The 21879-nt window shown below is 61.7% G+C and carries 21 protein-coding genes and 1 pseudogene; 6 read left to right on the top strand and 16 right to left on the bottom strand.

Annotation, left to right across the window (positions count from 1 at the left end; genetic code table 11):
- Nucleotides 1-307: 307 nt before the first annotated feature.
- From PG897_RS21895 to PG897_RS21880, 4 genes are all read right to left on the bottom strand, one after another.
- Entirely contained in the window at nucleotides 308-550 is a 243-nt protein-coding gene (locus PG897_RS21895) for a YheU family protein (protein WP_005304010.1), read from the bottom strand.
- 107 nt (nucleotides 551-657) lie between these two features.
- Nucleotides 658-1641, bottom strand: coding sequence for a hydrolase (locus PG897_RS21890; RefSeq protein ID WP_043171040.1), 984 nt, complete (start codon nucleotides 1639-1641; stop codon nucleotides 658-660).
- A 56-nt stretch (nucleotides 1642-1697) separates the two neighbouring features.
- A complete protein-coding gene (locus tag PG897_RS21885) occupies nucleotides 1698-2597 on the bottom strand; it encodes a chemotaxis protein (RefSeq protein WP_005304001.1) in 900 nt (299 codons plus the stop codon).
- A 182-nt stretch (nucleotides 2598-2779) separates the two neighbouring features.
- A complete protein-coding gene (locus PG897_RS21880; protein ID WP_043171041.1) occupies nucleotides 2780-3466 on the bottom strand; it encodes a hypothetical protein in 687 nt (228 codons plus the stop codon).
- Between the two features lie 39 nt (nucleotides 3467-3505).
- Here PG897_RS21880 and PG897_RS21875 point away from each other — a divergent pair, with 39 nt between their 5' ends.
- Nucleotides 3506-3712, top strand: a complete 207-nt coding sequence (locus PG897_RS21875) for a YheV family putative zinc ribbon protein (protein ID WP_043171042.1) — start codon at nucleotides 3506-3508, stop codon at nucleotides 3710-3712.
- 232 nt (nucleotides 3713-3944) lie between these two features.
- Nucleotides 3945-4583 (top strand): FKBP-type peptidyl-prolyl cis-trans isomerase, encoded by a 639-nt coding sequence (locus PG897_RS21870; RefSeq protein ID WP_005303992.1) that lies wholly within the window; start codon nucleotides 3945-3947, stop codon nucleotides 4581-4583.
- A gap of 62 nt (nucleotides 4584-4645) precedes the next feature.
- Here the strand turns inward: PG897_RS21870 and PG897_RS21865 are convergent, their stop codons facing one another.
- Both PG897_RS21865 and PG897_RS21860 read right to left on the bottom strand, forming a co-directional pair.
- The gene (locus tag PG897_RS21865) at nucleotides 4646-4861 is read right to left on the bottom strand and encodes a SlyX family protein (RefSeq protein WP_005303987.1); all 216 of its coding nucleotides are present in this window, start codon (nucleotides 4859-4861) and stop codon (nucleotides 4646-4648) included.
- A gap of 14 nt (nucleotides 4862-4875) precedes the next feature.
- Complete coding sequence (locus PG897_RS21860; RefSeq protein WP_017782076.1) at nucleotides 4876-5844, bottom strand: WD40 repeat domain-containing protein; 969 nt, start codon at nucleotides 5842-5844, stop codon at nucleotides 4876-4878.
- Between the two features lie 119 nt (nucleotides 5845-5963).
- On the opposite strand from PG897_RS21860, the gene fkpA reads away from it, so the two are divergent.
- Together fkpA and PG897_RS21850 are read left to right on the top strand one after the other, a co-directional pair.
- Entirely contained in the window at nucleotides 5964-6770 is an 807-nt protein-coding gene (gene fkpA / locus PG897_RS21855; protein WP_005303977.1) for an FKBP-type peptidyl-prolyl cis-trans isomerase, read from the top strand.
- Nucleotides 6771-6909: 139 nt separating this feature from the next.
- Entirely contained in the window at nucleotides 6910-8316 is a 1407-nt protein-coding gene (locus PG897_RS21850) for a sigma-54-dependent transcriptional regulator (RefSeq protein ID WP_270829417.1), read from the top strand.
- A gap of 81 nt (nucleotides 8317-8397) precedes the next feature.
- Here PG897_RS21850 and PG897_RS21845 read toward each other — a convergent pair whose 3' ends face one another.
- The 6 genes and pseudogenes from PG897_RS21845 to PG897_RS21815 all read right to left on the bottom strand — a co-directional run bounded on the left by PG897_RS21845 (nucleotide 8398) and on the right by PG897_RS21815 (nucleotide 14903).
- Nucleotides 8398-9267, bottom strand: a complete 870-nt coding sequence (locus PG897_RS21845) for a tetratricopeptide repeat protein (RefSeq protein ID WP_017782075.1) — start codon at nucleotides 9265-9267, stop codon at nucleotides 8398-8400.
- Between the two features lie 113 nt (nucleotides 9268-9380).
- Nucleotides 9381-9716 (bottom strand): hypothetical protein, encoded by a 336-nt coding sequence (locus PG897_RS21840; protein ID WP_005303968.1) that lies wholly within the window; start codon nucleotides 9714-9716, stop codon nucleotides 9381-9383.
- Nucleotides 9717-9841: 125 nt separating this feature from the next.
- On the bottom strand, nucleotides 9842-10183 hold the full coding sequence (locus PG897_RS21835; RefSeq protein ID WP_005303965.1) for a DUF2956 domain-containing protein: 342 nt from the start codon (nucleotides 10181-10183) through the stop codon (nucleotides 9842-9844).
- Between the two features lie 86 nt (nucleotides 10184-10269).
- On the bottom strand, nucleotides 10270-12108 hold the full coding sequence (locus PG897_RS21830) for a bifunctional metallophosphatase/5'-nucleotidase (protein ID WP_005303962.1): 1839 nt from the start codon (nucleotides 12106-12108) through the stop codon (nucleotides 10270-10272).
- A 233-nt stretch (nucleotides 12109-12341) separates the two neighbouring features.
- Nucleotides 12342-13883: pseudogene (locus PG897_RS22565) on the bottom strand (EAL domain-containing protein).
- Between the two features lie 159 nt (nucleotides 13884-14042).
- A complete protein-coding gene (locus PG897_RS21815; RefSeq protein WP_139752990.1) occupies nucleotides 14043-14903 on the bottom strand; it encodes a Tim44 domain-containing protein in 861 nt (286 codons plus the stop codon).
- A gap of 445 nt (nucleotides 14904-15348) precedes the next feature.
- On the opposite strand from PG897_RS21815, the gene dnaB reads away from it, so the two are divergent.
- Nucleotides 15349-16743 carry a replicative DNA helicase gene (gene dnaB, locus PG897_RS21810; RefSeq protein ID WP_010673258.1) on the top strand — a complete coding sequence of 465 codons (1395 nt, stop codon included), beginning with the start codon at nucleotides 15349-15351 and terminating at the stop codon, nucleotides 16741-16743.
- 176 nt (nucleotides 16744-16919) lie between these two features.
- Nucleotides 16920-17993, top strand: a complete 1074-nt coding sequence (alr, locus tag PG897_RS21805) for an alanine racemase (RefSeq protein ID WP_201885108.1) — start codon at nucleotides 16920-16922, stop codon at nucleotides 17991-17993.
- 93 nt (nucleotides 17994-18086) lie between these two features.
- On the opposite strand, the gene PG897_RS21800 is transcribed toward alr, so the two are convergent.
- From PG897_RS21800 to PG897_RS21785, 4 genes are all read right to left on the bottom strand, one after another.
- On the bottom strand, nucleotides 18087-18335 hold the full coding sequence (locus PG897_RS21800) for a YfhL family 4Fe-4S dicluster ferredoxin (RefSeq protein WP_017779173.1): 249 nt from the start codon (nucleotides 18333-18335) through the stop codon (nucleotides 18087-18089).
- A 1-nt stretch (nucleotide 18336) separates the two neighbouring features.
- Nucleotides 18337-19701 carry a prephenate-dependent tRNA uridine(34) hydroxylase TrhP gene (gene trhP, locus PG897_RS21795; RefSeq protein ID WP_201885107.1) on the bottom strand — a complete coding sequence of 455 codons (1365 nt, stop codon included), beginning with the start codon at nucleotides 19699-19701 and terminating at the stop codon, nucleotides 18337-18339.
- 219 nt (nucleotides 19702-19920) lie between these two features.
- Complete coding sequence (locus PG897_RS21790; RefSeq protein WP_201885106.1) at nucleotides 19921-20658, bottom strand: EAL domain-containing protein; 738 nt, start codon at nucleotides 20656-20658, stop codon at nucleotides 19921-19923.
- Nucleotides 20659-21397: 739 nt separating this feature from the next.
- Nucleotides 21398-21670 carry a hypothetical protein gene (locus PG897_RS21785; protein ID WP_042049600.1) on the bottom strand — a complete coding sequence of 91 codons (273 nt, stop codon included), beginning with the start codon at nucleotides 21668-21670 and terminating at the stop codon, nucleotides 21398-21400.
- Nucleotides 21671-21879 lie beyond the last annotated feature (209 nt).

Genomic DNA, 21879 nt, shown 5'->3' with positions numbered 1-21879 from the left:
AGGCAGCCTGTCAAGGTATTCGAAGAGTACCGTCAGGCGGCATAGGCGAGTGTCGCACTTCGAAGTTGAATTCGCGGTCAACCTTGTCGTTATCCGCTATCGGGGGGAGAGGGCAGGCCCGCCAGGGGCGCAAGGTGTTTGCAGAACCGGCATGAACAAGATCCGGCAAAATGGCAGCAATGCCAGTCAACATGGCCCTGCGCAGTTGCGCAGGGCCATGTTGTTTTATCGGGGGCGGGGAGATCCGGCGGGAACAGACAGGGAGAAGGGCGGCCAGGGTGGCAGGCCCGCAACGGCTATGGGCAGGCTATTGCGGTAGGTCGTCCACCTGCGCCCTGTCGAGGGTCGCCTTGGGCACTATGTTCACGCTCTCGTGCAGCTCGCTGTACACGATCACCGCCACGCCCTGCTGCAGCTGAGCTCTGACATCGTCGACCTTGTCGGCCAGACTGACATCCTGTTCGCCATACTCGGTGCCTTCCTGCAGCACGAAGTGCTCGAGCAGGTTGTTGAGGGTGTCTGCATCCAGCTCTTGCCAGGGGATTATCATGGTTTCATCTTCCGTTACCAGAGAGCGGGTATTGTCTATCTGTGGTCGGCCAGCGCAAGGGATTTATCTGGCCGCCCGCCGATGAGGTGAGAGAGCAGCCGCCATGGCTACCGGCCCGTACCTTGAGTCTGCTCCTGCAGCCACTGGCTGATCCGCTCCTCCAGCCAGAATCTTGGCCGCCAGGGGGTTCCGTGCAGGAAGCCCACGTGGCCGCCCCGCCGGCTCAGCTCGTAACGCACCATGGGGGAGAGCTGCTCCGCCTGCGGGATCACCGCCTCGGTCATGAAGGGATCGTCGGCGGCGTGGATCACCAGGGTGGGGATGGGGATCTGCGCCAGCATCCCCAGGCCAGAGCAGCGCTGGTAGTAGTGATCGGCGCTGTCAAAACCGTGCAGTGGCGCCGTGACCTGCTCGTCGAAGTCGCGCAGGGTGGCGATGGCGCGCACCTGCTGCGGCTGCCAGCGGGCGCTGGCAGCCGCCTGCCGCCGGATCTTCTGTTGCAGGTTGTGGCGCATGGTGCCCAGCAGATAACGCTGATAGACCCGCGAGAAGCCCTGATTGACCCGATCGGCGCAGCTGTCCAGCCGCAGCGGCGCCGAGATCACCACCGCCGCCGTCAGCTCGCGCGGGCAGGCGCGCGCCAGCAGATTGACCAGCATGTTGCCCCCCAGCGAATAGCCGATGGCGATGAGCGGCTTGCCGGGAAAGCGGCGGCCGAGCTCGGCGATCACCGCCTGGGCATCCTCGATGGCACCGGAGTGATAGGCCTGCAGCAGCCGGTTCGGCTCGCCGCTGCAGCCGCGAAAGTGCATCAGCACCGCCTCGTTGCCCTGGCGTTGCAGGTGGGCGAACAGCCCCTTGGCATAGTGGGAGTGAATGCTTCCCTCCAGCCCGTGAAACAGCACGATGAGCGGTCGCTCATCCCGGCTGATCTCGCCGCTCCAGGCGAGATCGACGAAGTCGCCGTCCGCCAGCTCGAAGCGCTCGGCCACGAAGCGGGCCGGTTGGCGGCGCAGCCACTTGGGCAAGATGGTTTGCAGGTGGGGATTGCGCGCCCACCAGGGGGCGTGAAAGTGGCTTTCGATCAGCATGCTGGGTCCGGGACAGAAAAGGAAACGGCGAGCAGCCTGGCTGCCCGCCGTCGGGATCAGGCCGGCAGGCTGTCGTGGTGCTCGGCACCGCGCAGCATGGCCTGGATCAGCTCGTTGGCTTCAAACTTGGTCAGCGCCTCGTGGGCACCCACCTGGTGGGCCCGCTCTACGCTTATCTCGCTCGAGAGCGAGGTGTGCAGGATGATGTAGGCTCCCGCCAGCTTGGCGTCGCTCTGCACCTCGAAGGCCAGCTCGTAGCCGTCCAGCCCCGGCATCTCGATGTCGCTCACCAGGATGTCGATGGGGGTCTTCTGGGCGGCACGGGTCTGCATCAGGGTGAGCGCATCCTTGCCGTTGGTGCACACCTCGTAGGGGATGTTGATGTAGTCCAGCGCCGCCATCAGCTGACGGCGGGCGACCGAGGAGTCGTCCACCAGCAGGATCCGCATCGGCTTGATCCGCTCCCGCTGTACGTCGGTCAGCACCGGGTAGAGGTGGCTGGGGTCGTCCGGGTAGACCCGGGAGAGGATCAGCTCCACGTCCAGCAGCTGGATCAGCTGGTCATTGACCCGGGTCACGCCGGTCACGAACACGTTGTGGCCGAGGGAGGCGGGGGGCGGCGCTATGTCGCGCCAGTTGCATTCGGTGATCTTGTCGATGCCGCGCACCAGAAAGCCCACCAGGGTGCGGCGGCAGTCGGTGATGATGATGAAGCAGTGCGGCATCTCTTCCTGGCTGATCGGGCGATAACCCACCGCCATGGCCATGTCGATCACCGGGATGGTAGTGCCACGCATGCTGGCGGCACCGAGCACGGTCGGGTGCGAGTGCGGCATGGCCGTCAGCTGGGTGTAGGGCACTATCTCTTTTACCTTGAGGGTGCCGATGGCGAAGGATTGCTTGGCCGAGAGATGAAACAGCAACATGCCCTGGGATTGGTTGGCCTTGCTTTTCATGGCAGATGTCCTGTGAGTCAAAACGGTATCAGTCGATTCAGGCCCCTAGCATAAAGGATTATAGGAGAAATGGCCCTTCCGTTATTAACGACCGTTTGCCGTAAAACTGGACTCATTTCATCCATTTATTGCGGCGATCCGCCCTGGTGCGAACCGCCGGGGGCCGAGCTGCGAGGGGGCGGTCAGACCGCGAGCAGGGTTGCCAGCGGGCAGCCGAGCCACTGCTGGCTGGCGCGATCGAGGGCGCGCTCATCCTCGTAACCGAGCTTGCTCGCCACCTGGGGAGCCTTGCTGCCGCTCTTGAGCAGACGCACCGCCTGCAGCAGCTGCCACTGCGCCCGCAGGGCATCGGCCGCCAGTGCCGGCTCGCTGAGGCCGCGCTGCGCCAGCGCCTGCTGCCATGCCTCGTTGCCATCAGCCAGGCCAGCGGCCAGCCCCTGCCAGGCAGTCTGCAGCGCAACATCCGCTTGCGGCTGGATGGGGCAGCCCTGTAGCTCGTCGAGCAGTACCTGCAGCCGGTGACCGTAGGCGCCGTGCCAGTCGCGGGGGCGTTGCCAGTCGGCCAGGCTGTCGAACAGGGGATCCAGCAGCGGGCCGGGTTGCAGCCAGCCCGCCTGGGCGGGCTGGTCGACACGCACCGAGCAGGTCAGCAGATCGTAACGGCAGCCGGCCAGCGGGCTGAACGCGGCAAGGGCATCGGCACAGAGCCAGAAGTGGTTTCCCGCCGTCAGCAGCAGCTCATGGGCGCCGAGTCGCAGCAGTGCCGCACCCCGTGCAATCCGCAGCAGTTGCCCTGCCGGCACGCGTTTGCGAACGCCGACTTGCAGATGGGGGGTGAAAAAATGCTGATGTTCGATGGCGTGATGCATGTAAAAACCCTGATATGATGCTGCCCGGAGGTAACGAAAATGGAAACCAGACGTAAAAAACGCTTCATTGCCGGGGCTGTTTGCCCGGTGTGCGGCAAAATGGACACCATGATGCTGTATATGGAGCATGGAGTCGAGAAGGTGACCTGCGTCGAGTGCGGGGACACCCAGGTGCAGACCGAGGCCGAGGTGGCCAAGGTAACCCGCGAGACCGAGCAGGTGATCGGGGTGTTTCGCCCGGAATAATGGAGGGGCAGAGCGCGGACTGTGCCTATCCCTCGGGCTGATGGCGGCCGCCAGTCTGCACGGGCCAGCGCGCCGCTCACTCCCATGAGTGCCGGCCAACGGGATGGCGGGCGGCTTTGCATTGCCATCCCCTGCTGGCTTTTTCATCACGACTGAGCCGGGCCCACCATATGCTTGTCTGCCTTTTTGAGGTATTCTGGGCCCGTTTTTTTCTATCCGCAGGATCCCTGACATGAAAGTAGCTCCCCTGAGCGTGGTTACGCTGGAATACACGGTCACCGACGAACACGGTGAAGTCATCGACACCACTGTCGGTAAAGAGCCTCTGGTGTATCTGCACGGTACCCGTTATCTGGTCTCCGGCCTCGAGGCCGAGCTGGAAGGGCGCAGCGTGGGCGAGGCGTTCGACGTCACCCTGACGCCGAGCCAGGCCTATGGCGAGTACGACGAGAACCTGGTGCAAGAAGTGCCGGGCGAGCTGTTCGACGGCATGGAAGTGTCTGAAGGGGATACTTTTGTGGCCGAGACCGACGAAGGTCACCGTCCGGTGACCGTGGTCGAAGTGTCCGAAGAGTTTGTCAAGGTGGATGGCAACCATCCGCTGGCCGGCGTGACCCTGGGCTTCAAGGTCGAGATCAAGGACGTGCGCGCCGCCACTGCCGAAGAGCTGGCCCATGGCCACGTGCACGGTGCCGGTGGTTGCGGTCACGATCATGGCCACGACCACGATCATGGTCACGACCATGAGCACGGCGGTTGCTGCGGCGGTGGCCATCACGGCCACGATCACGGTCATGACCACGGCGACGACCATGGTCACGGCGGCTGCTGCGGTGGCGGCGGTTGCGGTGGCAAGGGCCATCAGCACTGATCACGGCGTTGCCGATGATAAAAAAACCCGCGCCTGGCGCGGGTTTTTTTATGGCTGCGCACTCAGTAGTGCGGCGGCGGGGTCTCTTCGGCCATGCTGGCGATCTGGCTTGGCTGCACGCTCTGCAGCTTGTCCACCAGCAGCTGGATCCGATGCTTGAGCCGATCCAGCTCGCGCCCCTGGGTAGTGACCTCCTCGTTGAGCTGCTCCACCGTGTATTCGGCGAAGGCGAGGCGGCTTTCCAGGGTTTCGAGGCGATCGTTTAATTGCTGACTCATGGGCCTTTTGGTCCTTACTTGATAGTCCAGATTTCGGCCAGGCCGCTGGAGCTGGCACTGACAAGGTGGCTATTGTCGCGCAAAGCCACGCCGTAGACCACTGCGCTCGGCGGTTTCACCTTGGGATGGGGCGAGACGCGCCAGCTCTGCAGCAGGCTGCCGTCGCTCACCTGCCACAGGGAGAGCTGGCGGGAGGGGGCGCCGGTGATGAGCCACTTGCCGTCGTTGGCAAAGCGCGCCGTGGTGTAGACCTCGAAGCGGTGGTCGAACTGCAGCCGGCTCAGCTCCTTGCCGGTTTTCAGATCCCAGATGCTGGCCTGGCGGCTGTCGGCGGTGAAAGCGAGCCGTCCGCTCGGATCGAGCCGGGCTAGCACCACCCGGCCGGCGTGGTTGAAGCGCCACACCACCTGGCCGCTGCGGGTATCCCACAGGTAGGCGCTGTAGTCGTTGCCGCCGGTGAGGGCGTAACGGCCGTTGGGGGAGATGTCGACTGTGTTGACCTGCTCGGTGTGGCCGAGGAATTGCAATCTGCGGCCGGTGCGGGTGTCCACCACCTCCGCCTTGCCGTCTTCCCGGCCGATCAGCACCTGGCGACCGTCGGCGGAGAGGGCGATGTCCCTCAGCCTGGATTCAGGAAGCGAATAGTAGCCTTGGGACTGGCCATCCTTGAGGCGCCAGATCCCGAAGGTATTCAGGCTGGCGGTCACGGCGTGGCTGTTGTCCGCCGAGAAGCGGGTAATGATGACGAAGTCGTCCGGATTGTCGGACTGGCGCCAGCGCCAGCGCTCCTTGTCCTGCTCCAGGTCCCACACTACCGTGCCCTGGCCCAGGCTGGAGACGATGGCCTGCTTGCCGTCACTGGCCAGATCGGCGCTCAGCAGCCCCTGGTTGGCGAGGGTCAGTTGCCGGTCCGGCGATGAGCTCTGTTCGCAGCCTGTCAGTATCAGGCAAACCGCGACGAGATAAATGGCACTTTTTATCATTTTTCCTGTCTCATGCTTTCGTTACCTGCGATCACGGCGTTAGTATAAGGCGCTTATCACGATAAACCTCTCATTTCACGAAGGAACCGAGAGCGGTATTTAGAGTTTTGGAGAAACTGATGAACAATTTTCTGAAGGTGTCCCTGTTGGCTGCGGCGGTTGCCGTAGGTCTGACTGCTTGCCAAAAAGACGAGAAGACTGCTGCGAATACCGCAGAGGTCAAGGCAGAAGCCAGCAAGCCGGCAGAGGCCCCCAAGGCTGAAGCCAAGAGCTTTGAAGAGCAATCCGGCTATGCAATTGGCCTCTCCATGGGTCGTTATATCGCCAATACCCTGGAGCGCCAGCAGGAGCTCGGCATCAAGCTGGACAATGCCGTGATCCTGAAGGGCGTCACCGACGGTCTGGGCAAAGAAGCCAAGATGACCGACGAAGATATCCAGAAGGTTCTGCAGCAATACGATGCCAAGATCAACGAGCTGACCAAGGCCAAGGCTGACAAGGATGCGGTGGAAAACCTGAAGAAGGGTGAAGAGTACCTAGCCGCCAACGCCAAGAAAGAGGGCGTGAAGAGCACCGAATCCGGCCTGCAATACCAGGTCGAGAAGATGGGTACCGGCGCCAAGCCGAAGGCCACCGACATCGTCAAGGTACACTACACCGGTACCCTGACCGACGGCACCAAGTTCGACAGCTCCGTCGATCGCGGCGAGCCGGCCACCTTCCCGCTCAACCAGGTGATCCCGGGTTGGACCGAAGGTGTGCAGCTGATGCCGGTTGGTTCCAAGTTCAAGTTCTTCCTGCCGTCCAAGCTGGCCTATGGCGAGCACGGTGCAGGCTCCATCCCGGCCAACGCCGTGCTGGTGTTCGACGTTGAGCTGCTGGCCATCGAGAAGCCGGCTGCCGATGGCGAGAACGCCAAGAAGTAAACGGCCCGCGTTGAAAAAACGGCTCCTTAGGGAGCCGTTTTTGCTTGTATATCCTGCCGAATGGCGGGATAAAAGAGAGAGTCGCCAACTGTGCTAAGATGGCGAAATAGACAACAAAATCAATTGCAAGGATGGCGCCGTGGCGGAAAGCAAACCCCGAGTCCTGCTGGTGGAAGATACCCGCAGTCTGGCAGTGGTCTATGAACAGTATCTGGCCCAGGATGGCTATGAGGTGCTGCGGGCCGACTGTGGCCAGCAGGCCCTGGCCCAGCTGCTGAGCAGCCCGCCCCCCGTGGTGCTGCTGGATCTCGAGCTGCCCGACATGTCCGGCATGGACATTCTGCAGCAGATCACTGAACAGCAGCTGCCCTGCTCGGTGGTGGTGATCACCGCCCACGGCTCGGTGGACGTGGCGGTGGAGGCGATGCGGCTCGGTGCCTTCGACTTTCTGACCAAGCCGTTTGACGGCAAGCGGCTGTGCGCTACCGTTCGCAGCGCCTTCAAGCACCAGCAGCTCAGCTCGCTGGTGGCCCAGTACCGGGAGAACTTCGAGCGCAGCTCGTTTGCCGGTTTCATCGGCGCCTCCATGCCGATGCAGGCGGTCTATCGCATCATCGAGAGCGCGGCGCCAAGCAAGGCGACCGTGTTCATCACCGGCGAGAGCGGTACTGGCAAGGAGGTGTGCGCCGAGGCCATCCACCAGTGCAGCCCGCGTCGCGAGCAACCCTTCATCGCCCTCAACTGCGCCGCCATTCCCCACGACCTGATGGAGAGCGAGATCTTCGGTCACATGAAGGGGTCATTCACCGGCGCCCAGGGGGATCGCAAGGGGGCGGCCAGCCTGGCTGACGGCGGCACCCTGTTCCTCGACGAGATCTGCGAGATGGATCTCGACCTGCAGAGCAAGCTGCTGCGCTTCATCCAGACCGGCACCCTGCAGCGGGTCGGCAGCGGCAAGCTGGAGACGGTGGACGTGCGCTTCGTCTGCGCCACCAACCGGGATCCCCTGGTGGAGGTGAAAGCGGGGCGTTTTCGCGAGGATCTCTACTACCGGCTGCACGTGATCCCGCTGAGCCTGCCGCCGCTGCGCGAGCGGGGCGAGGACATACTGCTGCTGGCGCGCAACCTGTTGCAGAGTTACGCCAAGGAAGAGAGCAAGCGTTTCAAGGATTTCGATGCCGAGGCGGCGCGGGTGCTGCTCGACTACCCCTGGCCCGGCAACGTGCGCGAGCTGCAGAACGTTGTGCGCAACATAGTGGTGCTCAACGATCGCGAGCTGGTGAGCCCTGACATCTTGCCGCCGCCCCTCAACGGCAGCCGGGGGGGCCTGCCGCTGGCGGTATCCGCACCGGCGCCGGTCGGCAGCACCGAGCCTGTGATGTCCAATGCCCCGATCCGCCCGCTTTGGCTGGTGGAAAAAGAGACCATAGAGCAGGCCATCGCCAGCTGTGACGGCAACATTCCCAAGGCGGCGGCCCTGCTGGAGATCAGCCCCTCCACCATCTATCGCAAGAAACAGAGCTGGGAAGAGGCGAGCCTGGTCTGACGTCCTGAGGCTACCCCCTCGGGGGATGAAGCGTGCGGGGCGGCCCATTGGCCGCCCCGCTGCGTTTCTGACGATGGTTGACTAGAGCTTGCCCAGCGCCTTGAGCCTGGCCAGCCGCTCGGCCTCGTTGGCCTTGAGCCAGCGATCCTGCGACAGCAGAAACCAGGCACGGGCGAAGTATTCGGCGGCGGCCGGATCATCCAGCGCCAGCGCATTCTCCCCCAGCTCTTCGAACACATAGCCATCCTCGGGAGCACCGGCGGCAGCCATGTCGTCCTTCAGCTGGGTCAGCTCGGCCCGGGCCTGCTCGTGTTGTTCCTGAGCCCGGCTCAGGCGGGCCAGACTCCAGCGGGCGATAAAGGCCTTGGCCTGATTGTGGTGCTGCTCGTGCCAGGCCAGGCATTTTTGCTGACATTGGCGGGCCTCTTCCAGCCGGCCCAGTTCGAACAGGGTCCAACCCTGATTGTTGTAGAGGGTGGCGAGCCAGCCGCGCACCTTTGGATCCTGACTGCGCTCCGCCAGCTCCATCGCCAGCTGATGCCAGCGGCTCTGCTCCTCCAGCGGGGCGGCGATGGCCACCATGTGGGCCGCATCGATGGCGAGATAGAGCTCCTTGTGCTTGAGCCCAAGCTGCCACGCCTGTTCAAACAGCGTCCTGGCACTGGCCTTGTCGCCGGCGGAGTTGAAGGTGCGGCCGCGCTCCAGCAAGGCGCGCAGGCGGGCCCGCGGGGTCGCCTCGGTGAGGCGGGGCTCTATCTCGTCGAGCAACTGGTGCGCCTCGGCAAACTGACGTTGCAGCGAATGGGTGCGGGCTATCTGGGTGAGCAGTTCCAGCTCGTATTGCAGGTCGGCGGCGGCGCGCGCCTCGGGCAGCAGAGCATGAAAACGCAGGGCAGTGGCGGCGGGGTCCTTGTAATCCCACTGCGCCATGAAATCAGGCGGATTGTCCATCTGGCCTCCTTGCTGGCGATCCTTTCACCAAGATGCCTGCAAGCCATTGTTTGTACAAGGGGCCCTCGTCACAGAGCGCCCCTTGAGTCATGGCAACGGCAGCGGCCAGCCGGTCAGTAGACCATGGCCAGGCTCATCAGCATCAGGCCGAGGGCGGCGAAGGCTCCCTCCTTGATGGCGAGGCGCGGCACCAGTGCCTTGGGCAGGGCCGGAAACAGACTGAGGGCAAAGCCGAGCCCCGGCATCAGCCAGTGGAAGGCCGGGTTACGCAGGCTCGGGTCTGCCGCACCATTGATGATGATGAGCAGAATGAAGAGGGTGAAGGCGGGCAGGATGAACCAGCGGGCACTACCGGCCGCGACCGCTCGCAGCGGCGAGATGCGATAGAGCAGCAGGGTCACGATAAACAGCACCAGGGGGGCCAACAGGTAGAGGGGAGCCGGGTTCATAACGGGTATCCTGAAAAAGGGGGTAAACAGCAGTGGCGGGATTTAATCAGCCCGCAGCCGGGATGACCAGCCACAAGGGCCCGGGCTGTGAAGAAGATCCCAGGCAAAGGTTTGCCGGCGGCGTCTCAGCGCAGCCAGTACCAGGCGGCAAAGCCAAGCCAGCTCAATCCCAGCAGCAGCCAGGGCAGGGGATGCTGGCGGGTTACTTCCACCAGTTCGACGATGTCGTCCTGCTCCTCATCCTGCTGCGCTGGGTGAGACTGTTTGGCCTTGGCCTGCAGTTTTTTCTGGCGATTGGCCTCGCGGGCCCGCGCCTTCATCTGCTTCTTGTATTCGTCTATGCCTTTCTGGATCCCCTGGGCGATCAGCTGGGTCTGCTCCTTGGTCTGTCCCGGTTTCTGGTTGGCACGGGCAATTTTCATCGCCTCCTGCTGGGTCTCGGGGGAAATCTTGTCGTACTTCGCCATCAAAGGGTCTCCTCGGCATCGATTGGCGGGGAGTATGCCATAAAAACGGCGCCCTCAGGCGCCGTTGCAACAGCTTGTGAGCCGGATCAGGGCTTGTAGTAGGTCACGGTCGCATAGGGCAGCGGATTGAGGGTGCCCTGGGACTCGGCGTACTCCATGAACATCTCGTTCTCGCCCACGCCGGAGTCGACGTAGTCACCTTTGTTGGGCAGCTCTTCGCGCTTGAGCAGACCGCTGTAGCCATCCTTGCCGGAGGCGATGTAGGTGTTGGCACCAACGCGGTAGACCTTCTCGTCATCCAGCGGCAGCCACTGGCCGTTGGCATCCAGCATCTCCAGCTTGGTGATGCGGGAGCCCTTGGCCAGCTTGCCGTCGTAGGTGTAGCTCAGGTGACCGACGTAGGGGAAGGCACCGCTGGAGGCGGCGATCCCGGTCTCCAGACCGATGGAGTAGTCAACGGCGTACTCCAGGGTGGCACGCACGTCCTTGCCCTTGAGGTTGAAGGCGGCGATCTTGTTGCCAAACGGCAGCAGGGTCCCCATCACGTAACCGACCGAGAGCGGGCCCGCGTTCACGTCGGCACGCACGCCACCGGCGTTCTGAATGGTGAAGTCCACCTTGGTGTTGAGCTTGTTGAGCTTCCAGTAGAGCGACTCGGCCACCAGGGGATCGATCAGACCGGCGCCGTCCGGGGTGGTCGGCACGCGCACGTGGGGCAGCTTGGTCGGCACGTCGGCGATGATCTTGGCTTCGAGCTCGGCCACGGCCGGCTTGTACTCGGTGTCGATCACGTCGCGCATGGCGGTGTCTTCCGGCACGATCTCGATGACCGGGGACTTGCTGATGAAGTCGACCACGTTGGTCTGCTCGGTGCCGCTCAGCGGAACCTTCTTCTTGGCCACTTCCTTGGTGAAGTCGTCGCCGGTCATCAGGGTGTTGCGCCCTTCACACTTGGTGAGCTCGCCTTCCTTGCTCAGGGAGACGTTGACCAGGCCGTAGCCCTTGGCCCATTCGCCGGCCTGCACGATACAGGTCTTGCCACCGTCCGGGTTGTTGACGATCTGGGCATAGGTGTTGTCGTCGGCCGGGTTCTGGTTGTGGGCGGTGTAGCCGATGCTGTTGAGCTCGGTGATGTCGCCGAGGAAGGTCTGGGAGTGACCGCCGACGATCAGGTCGATGCCGTTGACGGCCCTGGCGACCGCCTGGTCATTTTGCAGGCCGATATGGGTGACCATGATGATCTTGTTGGCACCCTTGGACTTGAGGGTGTCGACCATTTTCTGGGCGGTCTCAATCATCGGCAGGAATTGGGTGTCTTTGTCCGGTGAGGAAATATCATGCATATTTTCCAGCACCAGTCCGAAAATACCCACGCTCTCGCCATTGACTTCCTTAATGACATATTCGTGAATATTCTCGCTGTCCTTCAGGGTGGCGCTACTGGATTTCACCATATTGGAAGCCAATACCGGGAAATTCACCCGTGAGACGAAGTCTTTAATTGCCTGGTTGCCCAGATCGAATTCATGGTTGCCGAGTACCATGGCATCGATACCCATGTCGGAGAGCAGTCGGGACTCCTCTTCCCCCTTGAACTGGGTGAAGTAGAGGGTGCCCTGGAAGGCGTCACCACCGTTGAGTACCATGAAGTTGCGGCCTTCGCTGGCCGCCTGGCTGCGCAGCTCGTCCAGCTTGAACTTCAGGCGCGGATAGCCGCCCAGCTTGGCGTTGAACTTGAACAGCTCCTGCCCGCTCGGCTGGATCGCCAGGGCATTTTCGGTCGGGTCGAGGTGGGCGTGGGTATCATTGATGTGGGCAATGGTCAGATCCAGCGGAATATGTTCCTTGCTGCTGTTTTCTGAATTGCAGGCGGTCAGCCCGAACAGGGTAATTGAGACGGTGACGGCCAGTAGCGTCTTCTTCATCGGTAATATTCCTCTTGTTGTTATAGTCCTGTATATCGTTCCTGCATGACAGGAGTGTGGCGATTCTAGGCAAAAAGTAATAATTGGAAATAAACAGAGCTGATTCCTTTGAGCTACTGCACATTAATAAAGCAAATAAACGTTTGCGTGATTTTGCGCAGCAGGACCGGGGCGCGGCGGGGATTTTCCATCAGCACGGCGGGTGATGCAACCCTGCCGTACCCGGGCGGGATTCAGGGCGTTGAAATGATGTTCAGCCGCTGCAGAAATTGTTGCGGGGTGAGCGGGCGACCATAGAGATAGCCCTGCAGGTAGTCGACGTGACGCTCGGTGAGAAAGTCCGCCTGCTCCCGGGTCTCGACCCCCTCGGCGATGGTTTTCAACCCCAGCCGGGTGGCCAGATTGATGGTGCTGTCGAGAATGTGGCGGGAGAGGGCGTTGGTGCCGATCATGGCGACGAAGCTCTGATCGATCTTGAGATAGTCCACGTGAAACTGCTGCAGATAGGTGAGGCTGGAGTGGCCGGTACCAAAGTCGTCCAGCCCTATCCTGACCCCCATCTGCCGCAACTCGTCAAACAGCTGCCCGGTGAGCTGGTTGGGGGTGATGAGCTCGCGCTCGGTCAGCTCCAGCACCAGGGTGACCTCGTTGGCGGCAAAGGCGGCGAGAAAGGTGCGGCAGTCATCCACCAGGCTCAGCTGCTGGCAGTGACGGGCACAGATGTTGAAGCTGAAGTGGAAGCGGGGTGGCAGCGCCGCCGCATGGGGGGCGAACTGCAGCCGCACCTGCTGCATCAGGGTCTGGGTCATCAGGATGATGAGGCCGCTCTCCTCCGCCAGCGGGATGAAGAGATCCGGCCGGATCAGCCCCTGGCTGTGATGCTGCCAGCGCATCAGCACCTCGCAGCCGTGCAGCTGGCCACTCTGGCTGACGACGATGGGTTGCAGATAGGGGATGAACTCCTGCTTGATGATGGCGCGTCTGAGCTCCTGGGTCGGGGTCGAGATATGGCTCCACCAGCGGTAGGTGGCGAGGCCGGCCAGCCCTCCCAGGAGCAGGATCAGCAGTATGATGGTGCTCTGTTTTTGCAGGGTGGTGGTCAGCACGGCGCTCAGCGGAAATCCCTGATTGAGGCTGTAGTTGAATGCCGCCGAGTCGAGTCGGTAGTTGAAGCCCCGCAGCCTGGGCGGTTGGCCATCGTGCACCTTGCCACGCAGGTCGAGCCACTGCTCGCCTATCTGTACCCAGCTGTGCGCCCCGGCGAGGCGCCACTGCAGCGGCTTGCTCAGGTGATAGGGGTTGATGGCGACCACCACGGCGTTGCTCCCCTCACTCAGGTGATAAAACAGCAGCGACGGCTTGCGTCCGAGCCGGGTCACGGCCTCCAGCCTGAGCCGCTCGTGGCGATCGTCCTGCAGCCGGTCCTAGAGATCGATCTCGTCGAAGATGGAGGAGCAGTAGAGGCGGCCGTTGCGGGAGAGGTTGATCGAGCGCACATAGGGGGAGGTGGCGACCAGCACCCGCAGCTCGCGGGCCACCTCGCGACAGGGGCGGCTGGCCAGTGGCAGGGCCGCCCTGGCCGCCTGGGTCGAATGGGAGAGCGCGCTGTCGATCTGCGTGATGGCGCGCTCGGCGGCGGTCTGGGCCTGCTGCCGGGTCATCGACCAGGTTTGCCAGTAGAGGGTGGCAAGGGAGATGAGGATCAGGATGGCGCAGCAGAGCAGGCTGGCCAGGAGACGAGGCATGTTGCTGCTACGCAGAAAGGGGAACACCATGTACCACGCCTCGTGAAGGTTCAATTGAACAAAAAAAGGTCGGACATACTACACAATCACACCTCAATCTCCTAGCCACCACAAGGGGCTTCAGCGACCCACCAAAAAGCAAAGGCGGCCCGCAGGCCGCCTTTATCCGTCATCACTGGCTGGTCGAGCTTACAGCTGCTCGATGCCGACGATGTGCCAGGGAGCATTGTCCTTGGCCAGGTTGCGCTCGAGGTGCCACACCTCCTTGATGTCCTCCTCAACCTGCTCCTGGCGATCCATGTAGCGGCCGCTGAAGCGCACGCTCACCTGGGCCCAGTCGCTGCCGTAGTCGGCGCGCACCAGCTGGGTATCCACATACATCACCTCGGTGTGCTGCTCACCGGTCAGTTCGGCGCGGTCGGCCTTGAGCTGCTCGAACAGCTCGGGGCTGACGTATTCGCGGATCTTCTCCAGATCGTTCTTGTTCCAGGCTTCCTGCAGGGTGCGGTAGTGATCGCGGGCGCCGGCCAGGAAACCGTTCATGTCAAAACCTGGCGGCAGGCGGAACGGCACGTCGCTGTCGGCGAAACCGGTGGCCTGCGGGGCGTTGTGGTTCTGCTCGAACTGCTGGGGAGCCGCACTCTGGGGAGGCTGATAGCCGGCATAAGCCGTCTGTTGCTGATGCGATGCCGCCATCTTGCCCTTGCGCAGGGTGCGGAACAGGAATACGCCGCCCAGTGCCAGCAGGGCGATCAGCAGGAAGTCCATCCCTTGCAGGCCTTCGAAGGCACCGCTGCCCAGCAGGTAGGCGAACAGGCCGCCGGCCAGCAGACCACCCAGCAGACCACCCATCATGCCGCTCTTTTTCGGCGGGGTCTGGGCGCCCACGGTGGGGTTCTTGGTGTCGACCGGCTTGGCGGCGGGCTGGGCCGGCGCCGTCTTGTAGCTCTTGCCGAAGGATTTGCCGCCGCCAAACTTCTTGGCTTCGGCGTGAGGTGCCCCCAGGCCAATGGCCAGGATCACGGCAAACAGGGTCAGCATCTTTTTCATTTTGACTCTTTTCACTCTCGTCTGTGGGTGGGGCATGCTCTGCTTTGGCAAGCTCAGCGAGGCGCATGGCAGGCTGCATGTCCCTAAATGTGTCGCAGCTTGGGCCGATATGTACCATGATTGGCATGAATTATTCATGAACGAAGAACCACGTCGTGTGGGTGTCAATGGCAGGAGTGTGTCCCATGAAAAACAGACGGTTGAGCCGCAAGGAGCGCAAACTGCGCAGCAAAACCAGACAGAGCAAGGGTGAACTGACCCTGGTCTGGCCCTTTATCGTGGTTTGAGCCCCGTTTTGCGCGGCAACGGACATCAGGAGGCGATGGCAGCAACCAAAAGGAGGGCGGTTGGGCCACAGAGAAGTGAACAGCGCGTATTTGCGCTCGCGATGGCGGGGTTTCTTTTGTAAAATTCCCGTCCCCTTCCCGCTGCGGTTTTTATGTGTATGGCAGAGCAAGTGACGGCGAAAAAAGACGCCAAGACACAACAGCTGAAAGTACCTCCCCACTCTTTTGAGGCCGAACAGTCCGTACTGGGCGGCCTGATGCTGGACAACGAGGCCTGGGATCGGGTCGCCGAACGGGTGATCGACAAGGATTTCTACAGCCGCCCGCACCGCCTGATCTTCCAGGCCATGACCCGCCTCTCCAACGCGGGCAACCCCATCGACCTCATCACCTTGCAGGAGGAGCTCGAGCGCTCCGAGCAACTCGAAGAGGCCGGTGGCTTCGCCTATCTGGTGGAGATCGCCAAGAACACCCCTAGTGCCGCCAACATCAGCGCCTACGCCGAGATCGTGCGTGAGCGGGCGGTGGTGCGGGAGATGATCTCGGTCGCCAACGAGATAGTCGAAGCGGGTTACGAGCCCCAGGGCCGTACCTCCAACGATCTGCTGGATCTTGCCGAGAGCAAGGTGTTCCAGATCGCCGAGCAGCGCACCAGCGCCAACGAGGGCCCCCAGCCGCTCAAGCTCATCCTCGAGCAGACCGTCGACAAGATTGAAGAGCTGTTCAAGACCCCCCATAACGGGGTGACCGGCGTCTCGTCCGGCTACAACGACCTGGACAAGATGACCGCTGGCCTGCAGCGCTCGGATCTGGTCATCGTCGCGGCCCGTCCCTCCATGGGCAAGACCACCTTTGCCATGAACCTGTGCGAGCACGCAGCGCTCACCGCCGACAAGCCGGTGCTGATCTTCTCCCTCGAGATGCCCTCCGAGCAGATCATCATGCGTATGCTCGCCTCGGTGGGGCGCATCGACCAGACCAAGGTGCGGACCGGTCAGCTCGACGACGAGGATTGGGCACGGCTCTCCTCCACCATGGGACTGCTGCTGGAGAAGGGCAAGATGTACATCGACGACTCCTCCGGCCTGACCCCGACCGAAGTGCGCTCGCGCGCCCGTCGGGTGGCGCGGGACAACGGCGGCATCAGCATGATCATGGTGGACTACCTGCAGCTGATGCGGGTGCCGAGCCTCTCCGACAACCGTACCCTGGAGATCGGTGAAATCTCCCGCTCCCTCAAGGCGCTGGCGAAAGAGCTGCAGTGCCCGGTAGTGGCGCTCTCCCAGCTGAACCGAAGCCTGGAACAGCGCGCCGACAAGCGCCCGGTCAACTCGGATCTGCGGGAATCGGGCTCCATCGAGCAGGATGCGGACTTGATCATGTTCATCTACCGCGACGAGGTCTACCACGACGACAGCCCGGACAAGGGGATCGCCGAGATTATCATCGGCAAGCAGCGTAACGGCCCCATAGGACGAGTGCGGCTCACCTTCCAGGGTCAGTTCTCGCGCTTTGACAACTACGCGGGTCCGGCGTTTGATGATGACTATTGATCATCAGGTGACCCGCTCTGCGTGCGTCACCCTGATGATGGTAAAGAGAGTTCCATAAACAGTTTTCCCGGTTCGACAATTCTGCCGGTCCGGCCTTAGACGATGACATTTGAGGGCTGACACCACCCGGTGCCTGACGCGTTGGCGCGTTATCATGCCCTCGTAAGGGAAAACAGATGAAAGCGGCTATCGCCCAAATCAATACAGCGGCCCTGCGCCACAACCTCGCCGTGGTCAAACGCCACGCTCCCCAATGCAAGATCATTGCGGTGGTCAAGGCCAACGCCTATGGCCACGGTCTGCTGCCGGTCGCCCGCACCCTGGTGGATGCGGACGCCTACGCGGTGGCCCGCATCGAAGAGGCGCTGATGCTGCGCTCCTGCGCCGTGGTCAAGCCCATCGTGCTGCTGGAGGGCTTCTTCAGCGCCGCCGACCTGCCGGTGCTGGCGGCCAACAACCTGCAGACCGCGGTGCACACCTGGGAGCAGCTCGAAGCGCTGGAGCAGGCCGAGCTGCCCGCTCCCGTGGTGGCCTGGCTCAAGCTCGACACCGGCATGCACCGGCTCGGGGTACGGGCCGACGAGATGCCTGCCTTTATCGAGCGGCTCGGCAAGTGCAAGAACGTGGTGCAGCCGTTCAACATCATGACTCACTTCAGCCGCTCAGATGAGCTGGAACAGCCCACCACCCGCGAGCAGATCGACCTGTTCAGCCAGCTGACCGCGCCGCTCAAGGGCGAGCGGGCCATGGCCAACTCGGCGGGCATCCTGGCCTGGCCGGATTCCCACTGCGACTGGGTGCGCCCGGGTGTCATCCTCTACGGCGTCTCGCCCTTCCCCAATACGGTGGCGGCGGATTACGACCTGCAGCCGGTGATGACCCTCAAGACACAACTGATTGCGGTGCGGGATCACAAGGCGGGCGAGCCGGTGGGCTATGGCGCCAACTGGGTGTCGAATCGCGATACCCGGCTCGGGGTCATCGCCATCGGTTACGGCGACGGTTATCCACGGATGGCCCCCAACGGCACGCCTGTGTTGGTCAACGGCCGCATCGTGCCCTTGGTGGGGCGCGTCTCCATGGACATGACCACGGTGGACCTGGGGCCTGGCGCCACCGACAAGGCGGGCGACGAGGCGGTGCTCTGGGGCGAGGGGCTGCCGGTGGAGCGGGTGGCCGACCAGATCGGCACCATCCCCTACGAGCTCATCACCAAGCTCACCTCCCGGGTCTTTATGGAATACGTCTAGCTGCCGTGAGCGCCAAACGTGAAAAAGCCCCGCATGCGGGGCTTTTTTTATACCTGTGGATTACCGGATTACCGGATTACCAGATTACCGATGTTACTGCCGGTGCATCCGCACGAACTTCTCCATCAACTGCTCTTCGGTCTCCACGTGAGCGGGATCCCAGATGATGCAGTCGATGGGACAGACGCTGATGCAGGTCGGCTTCTCGTAGTGACCGACGCACTCGGTGCAGCGATTGGGGTCGATCTCGTAGATCTCCTCGCCGAGGCTAATGGCCTGGTTCGGACACTCGGGATCGCACATGTCACAGTTGATGCACTTGTCGGTGATGAGCAGGGACATCTCAGGCGGCCGAGTGGGGCTGACGGGTGTCCTCGCGCTCGCCGAGGTTGCGCAGCAGGATGCCGTAGTTAACGTCCACTTCCTTCGGTACCGGCACGTAGACCACGTGGCCGTTGCCCGGCGCTGTGTCGATGAGTTCGCCCTTGCGGTTCTGCATCTGCTCCAGATTGAAGCTGAGGTTGCCCTGCGGGGTCATCAGCTCCAGGCTGTTGCCCACCAGGAACTTGTTCTTCACCTCGACTTCCACCATGTCACCGTTGCGACCGGTGATCTCGCCGACGAACTGCTGGGTGTCGGAGACAGAGTAGCCGTAGTCGTAGTTCTGGTATTCGCTATGGTTGTGACGGCGCAGGAAGCCCTCGGTGTAACCGCGGTGGGCCAGATTTTCGAGGGTGCCCATCAGGCTGCGGTCAAACGGCCGGCCGGCCACCGCATCGTCGATGGCCTTGCGATAGACCTGGGCGGTGCGTGCGCAGTAGTAGAAGGACTTGGTACGGCCTTCGATCTTGAGCGAATGGACGCCCATCCTGGTCAGCCGCTCTACGTGCTCGACGGCGCGCAGATCCTTGGAGTTCATGATGTAGGTGCCGTGCTCGTCCTCGAACGCGCTCATGTACTCGCCCGGACGGTTGGACTCTTCCAGCAGCACCAGCGCATCGGTCGGTTTGCCGGCACCCAGGGTCGGGTCGACCTTCCGCACGGCGATGGGCTCCTGGCGGTGGACGATCTGGCCCACCTCGTCCTCTTTACCCTCGTGCACCTTGTACTCCCAGCGGCAGGAGTTGGTGCAGGTGCCCTGGTTGGGGTCGCGCTTGTTGATGTAGCCGGAGAGCAGGCAGCGGCCGGAGTAGGCCATGCACAGCGCCCCATGGACGAACACTTCCAGCTCCATCTCAGGGACCTGCATGCGGATCTCTTCGATCTCGTCCAGCGACAGCTCGCGAGAGAGGATGGCACGGGTCAGGCCCATCTGATGCCAGAACTTCACCGTGGCCCAGTTGACCGCGTTGGCCTGCACCGAGAGGTGAATGGGCATGTCCGGGAAGGCTTCACGCATCATCATGATGAGACCGGGGTCGGACATGATCAGCGCATCCGGGTTCATCTCCACCACGGGGCGCATGTCGCGGATGAAGGTCTTGAGCTTGGAGTTGTGGGGCTGGATGTTGGCCACCACGTAGAACTGCTTGCCGAGGGCATGGGCTTCGTTGATGCCGAGCTGCAGGTTCTCGTGATCGAATTCGTTGTTGCGCACCCGCAGGCTGTAGCGGGGCTGGCCGGCATAGACGGCATCGGCGCCATAAGCGTAGGCGTAACGCATGTTCTTGAGGGAACCTGCGGGGGAGAGCAATTCTGGTTTAAACATGTCGGACTCTTATGTCTGATTGCAAATCAGGACGGCGCCACCTGATGGCGTCGTATGGGTTGAGCTGCGCCGGGAGTTGATACTCACACCGCACACCCGGTCACGGCATACCCGGCATCGGCCGGATAAACGGGGTGCGAGATTGTACTCGCCCTCACCGCATCATGCAATTTGGCAGGGAATCATCCCCGGCGCGAGTCGACGGGTAAAATGGGCCGCTCAGGCCCAGCGGGAGAGGGGGGAAGGCATGGCGTAGGCGTAGCCCTGCTGATAGTCGCAGCCGAGCCGGTTGGCTGTCTCGATGTGCTGCAGGGTTTCGACCCCTTCGCACACCACCTTCATGCCAAGCCGCTGCAGGTACTCCACCAGACCGGTCAGCATGCGCAGGGCATGGGGTGTCTTGCTGGCTTGCAGCAGCAGGGAGCGATCCAGCTTGATGATCTCGTAGGGTAGCGCCATCACTCGCTGGAAGTTGCAGGCCTGGGTGCCAAAATCGTCGCAGGCTATGTGGGCACCGTGCTCGCGCAGCACCTCGATCAGCGCCCGATGCGGAGGGTGCAGCGGGGCGTGCTCCAGCACCTCGAACCAGATCTCGATCCCCAGCTTGCGCGCCTGCATCAGCACCAGCAACAGCAGGTTCTGATAGGTGGGGCTGCTTAGGGTCGGGTTGAGGTTGATGGAGAGCAGATAGGAGCCTGCCTTTGCCAGGGTCGGCAGATCCCGCATGACGGCTCTGAGCATGACGATGTCCAGATGCAGGGATTGATCCTTACTGAGGGAGAGAAAGTCGATGCCCTGATAACTCAGCTGAGCCGGATCCCAGCGTCTGGCCAGCACCTCATAGCCCTTGACCTGATGGTCCCGCCCTATGATCGGCTGATAGAAGGGCACAGTAAGCTCGGCCACCGGGATGCTTGCCATGTCACTCATTGGGTACTCTTCTTGAAATGCAAACACGGCACTCACCTGTTGACGGATATGGCCGTGGATAATAGCGGAGGGAGCGCGGAATGTTCTGTAGGAATTCTCTGATAATATGGGTGAGTTAGCCGAATGGATATATTTACGTGCCTCGATGAAATATATTTTTTATATAAAATCAATACTTCCTGACTGCATGTAATCATGCAGAAGAGAAGTTAACCGGATGCTGGCATTAAATGGCAGTGCCTAAATGTCGGCTTGAACAAGTATGTCAACGCTGTATGGCAGGTCAGCATGATTTGGTAACAATTGGGCACGCAAACTGGCGGGTGCCAAGGTGTTGGCGAGAGTTGCATTCATTGGATTACCCGCTAGCCGGCCTGCCTTGGGTGCCACCTGAGCAGAGCAAAGCCGGCAGGGTTTAGGTGGTGTACCCTCTGGGGTCATCAACCAGGCCTGCAGGGGAGGGGAAAATAGAATGTTTATGAGAAACAGGCTTGGTGACTGACCAAAAATATTGATGGCGAGTTTTCAATGTCTTTTATCAAGGTTGTTTTTATGGAGTTATAGCTTGGCGGGATATTTCGCAGGGATAATGATAGGGGGATTGTGGTGGGAATTAAAGAAATGTACTACCTGGTTGAGAAAATATATCCAGCCGCATGGCCAGCTATAGTGAGTAGCTTGTAGCAAAAGTCTTGGACATAACTTTTAAAATAAACGCCGATATTGAATTCATTTCTGCATGTAACGGTATCGCGGGCGCTGACTATCAGCGGGCAATGGCCTCAAGCGGCTGCAATGGGGTTTTGCGCTGTTCTGGCTCTATGGCCTGTGCCAGCCAGTCCCAGTCGAGCAGGGGGGTGTCTGCCTTGAAACGCTGATAGGCGAGGCCCTTGTCGACCGTCAGGAACAGGGTGGTCGGCAAGCCGATGCGGTTGATATAACGCACCATCACCTCACCCCGGTAGCTGGTCAGCCGCTGCTGCAACTGCTGCAGGTTCAATCCTTTCGCCTGCCCTGCTTCATCCCAGATCTCAAACATGGTCATGTCCTTGAACGATATGGCAATACTGTTTCCAAAAGCGGGCCCACAGGCAATTGTCAGATCTGACAGTGTCAAATGGATAGATGCGTGAAAAGCGAAAACCCGGCACTAGGCCGGGTTTTCTTGAATGATGGTGGAGGGAGAAGGATTCGAACCTTCGAAGGCAGAGCCGTCAGATTTACAGTCTGATCCCTTTGGCCGCTCGG

The organism is Aeromonas sp. QDB20 (genome assembly GCF_027707805.1).
In the GTDB taxonomy this organism is placed as follows: Bacteria; Pseudomonadota; Gammaproteobacteria; order Enterobacterales; family Aeromonadaceae; genus Aeromonas; species Aeromonas dhakensis.
This window is presented reverse-complemented; position numbering and strand designations above follow the sequence as displayed.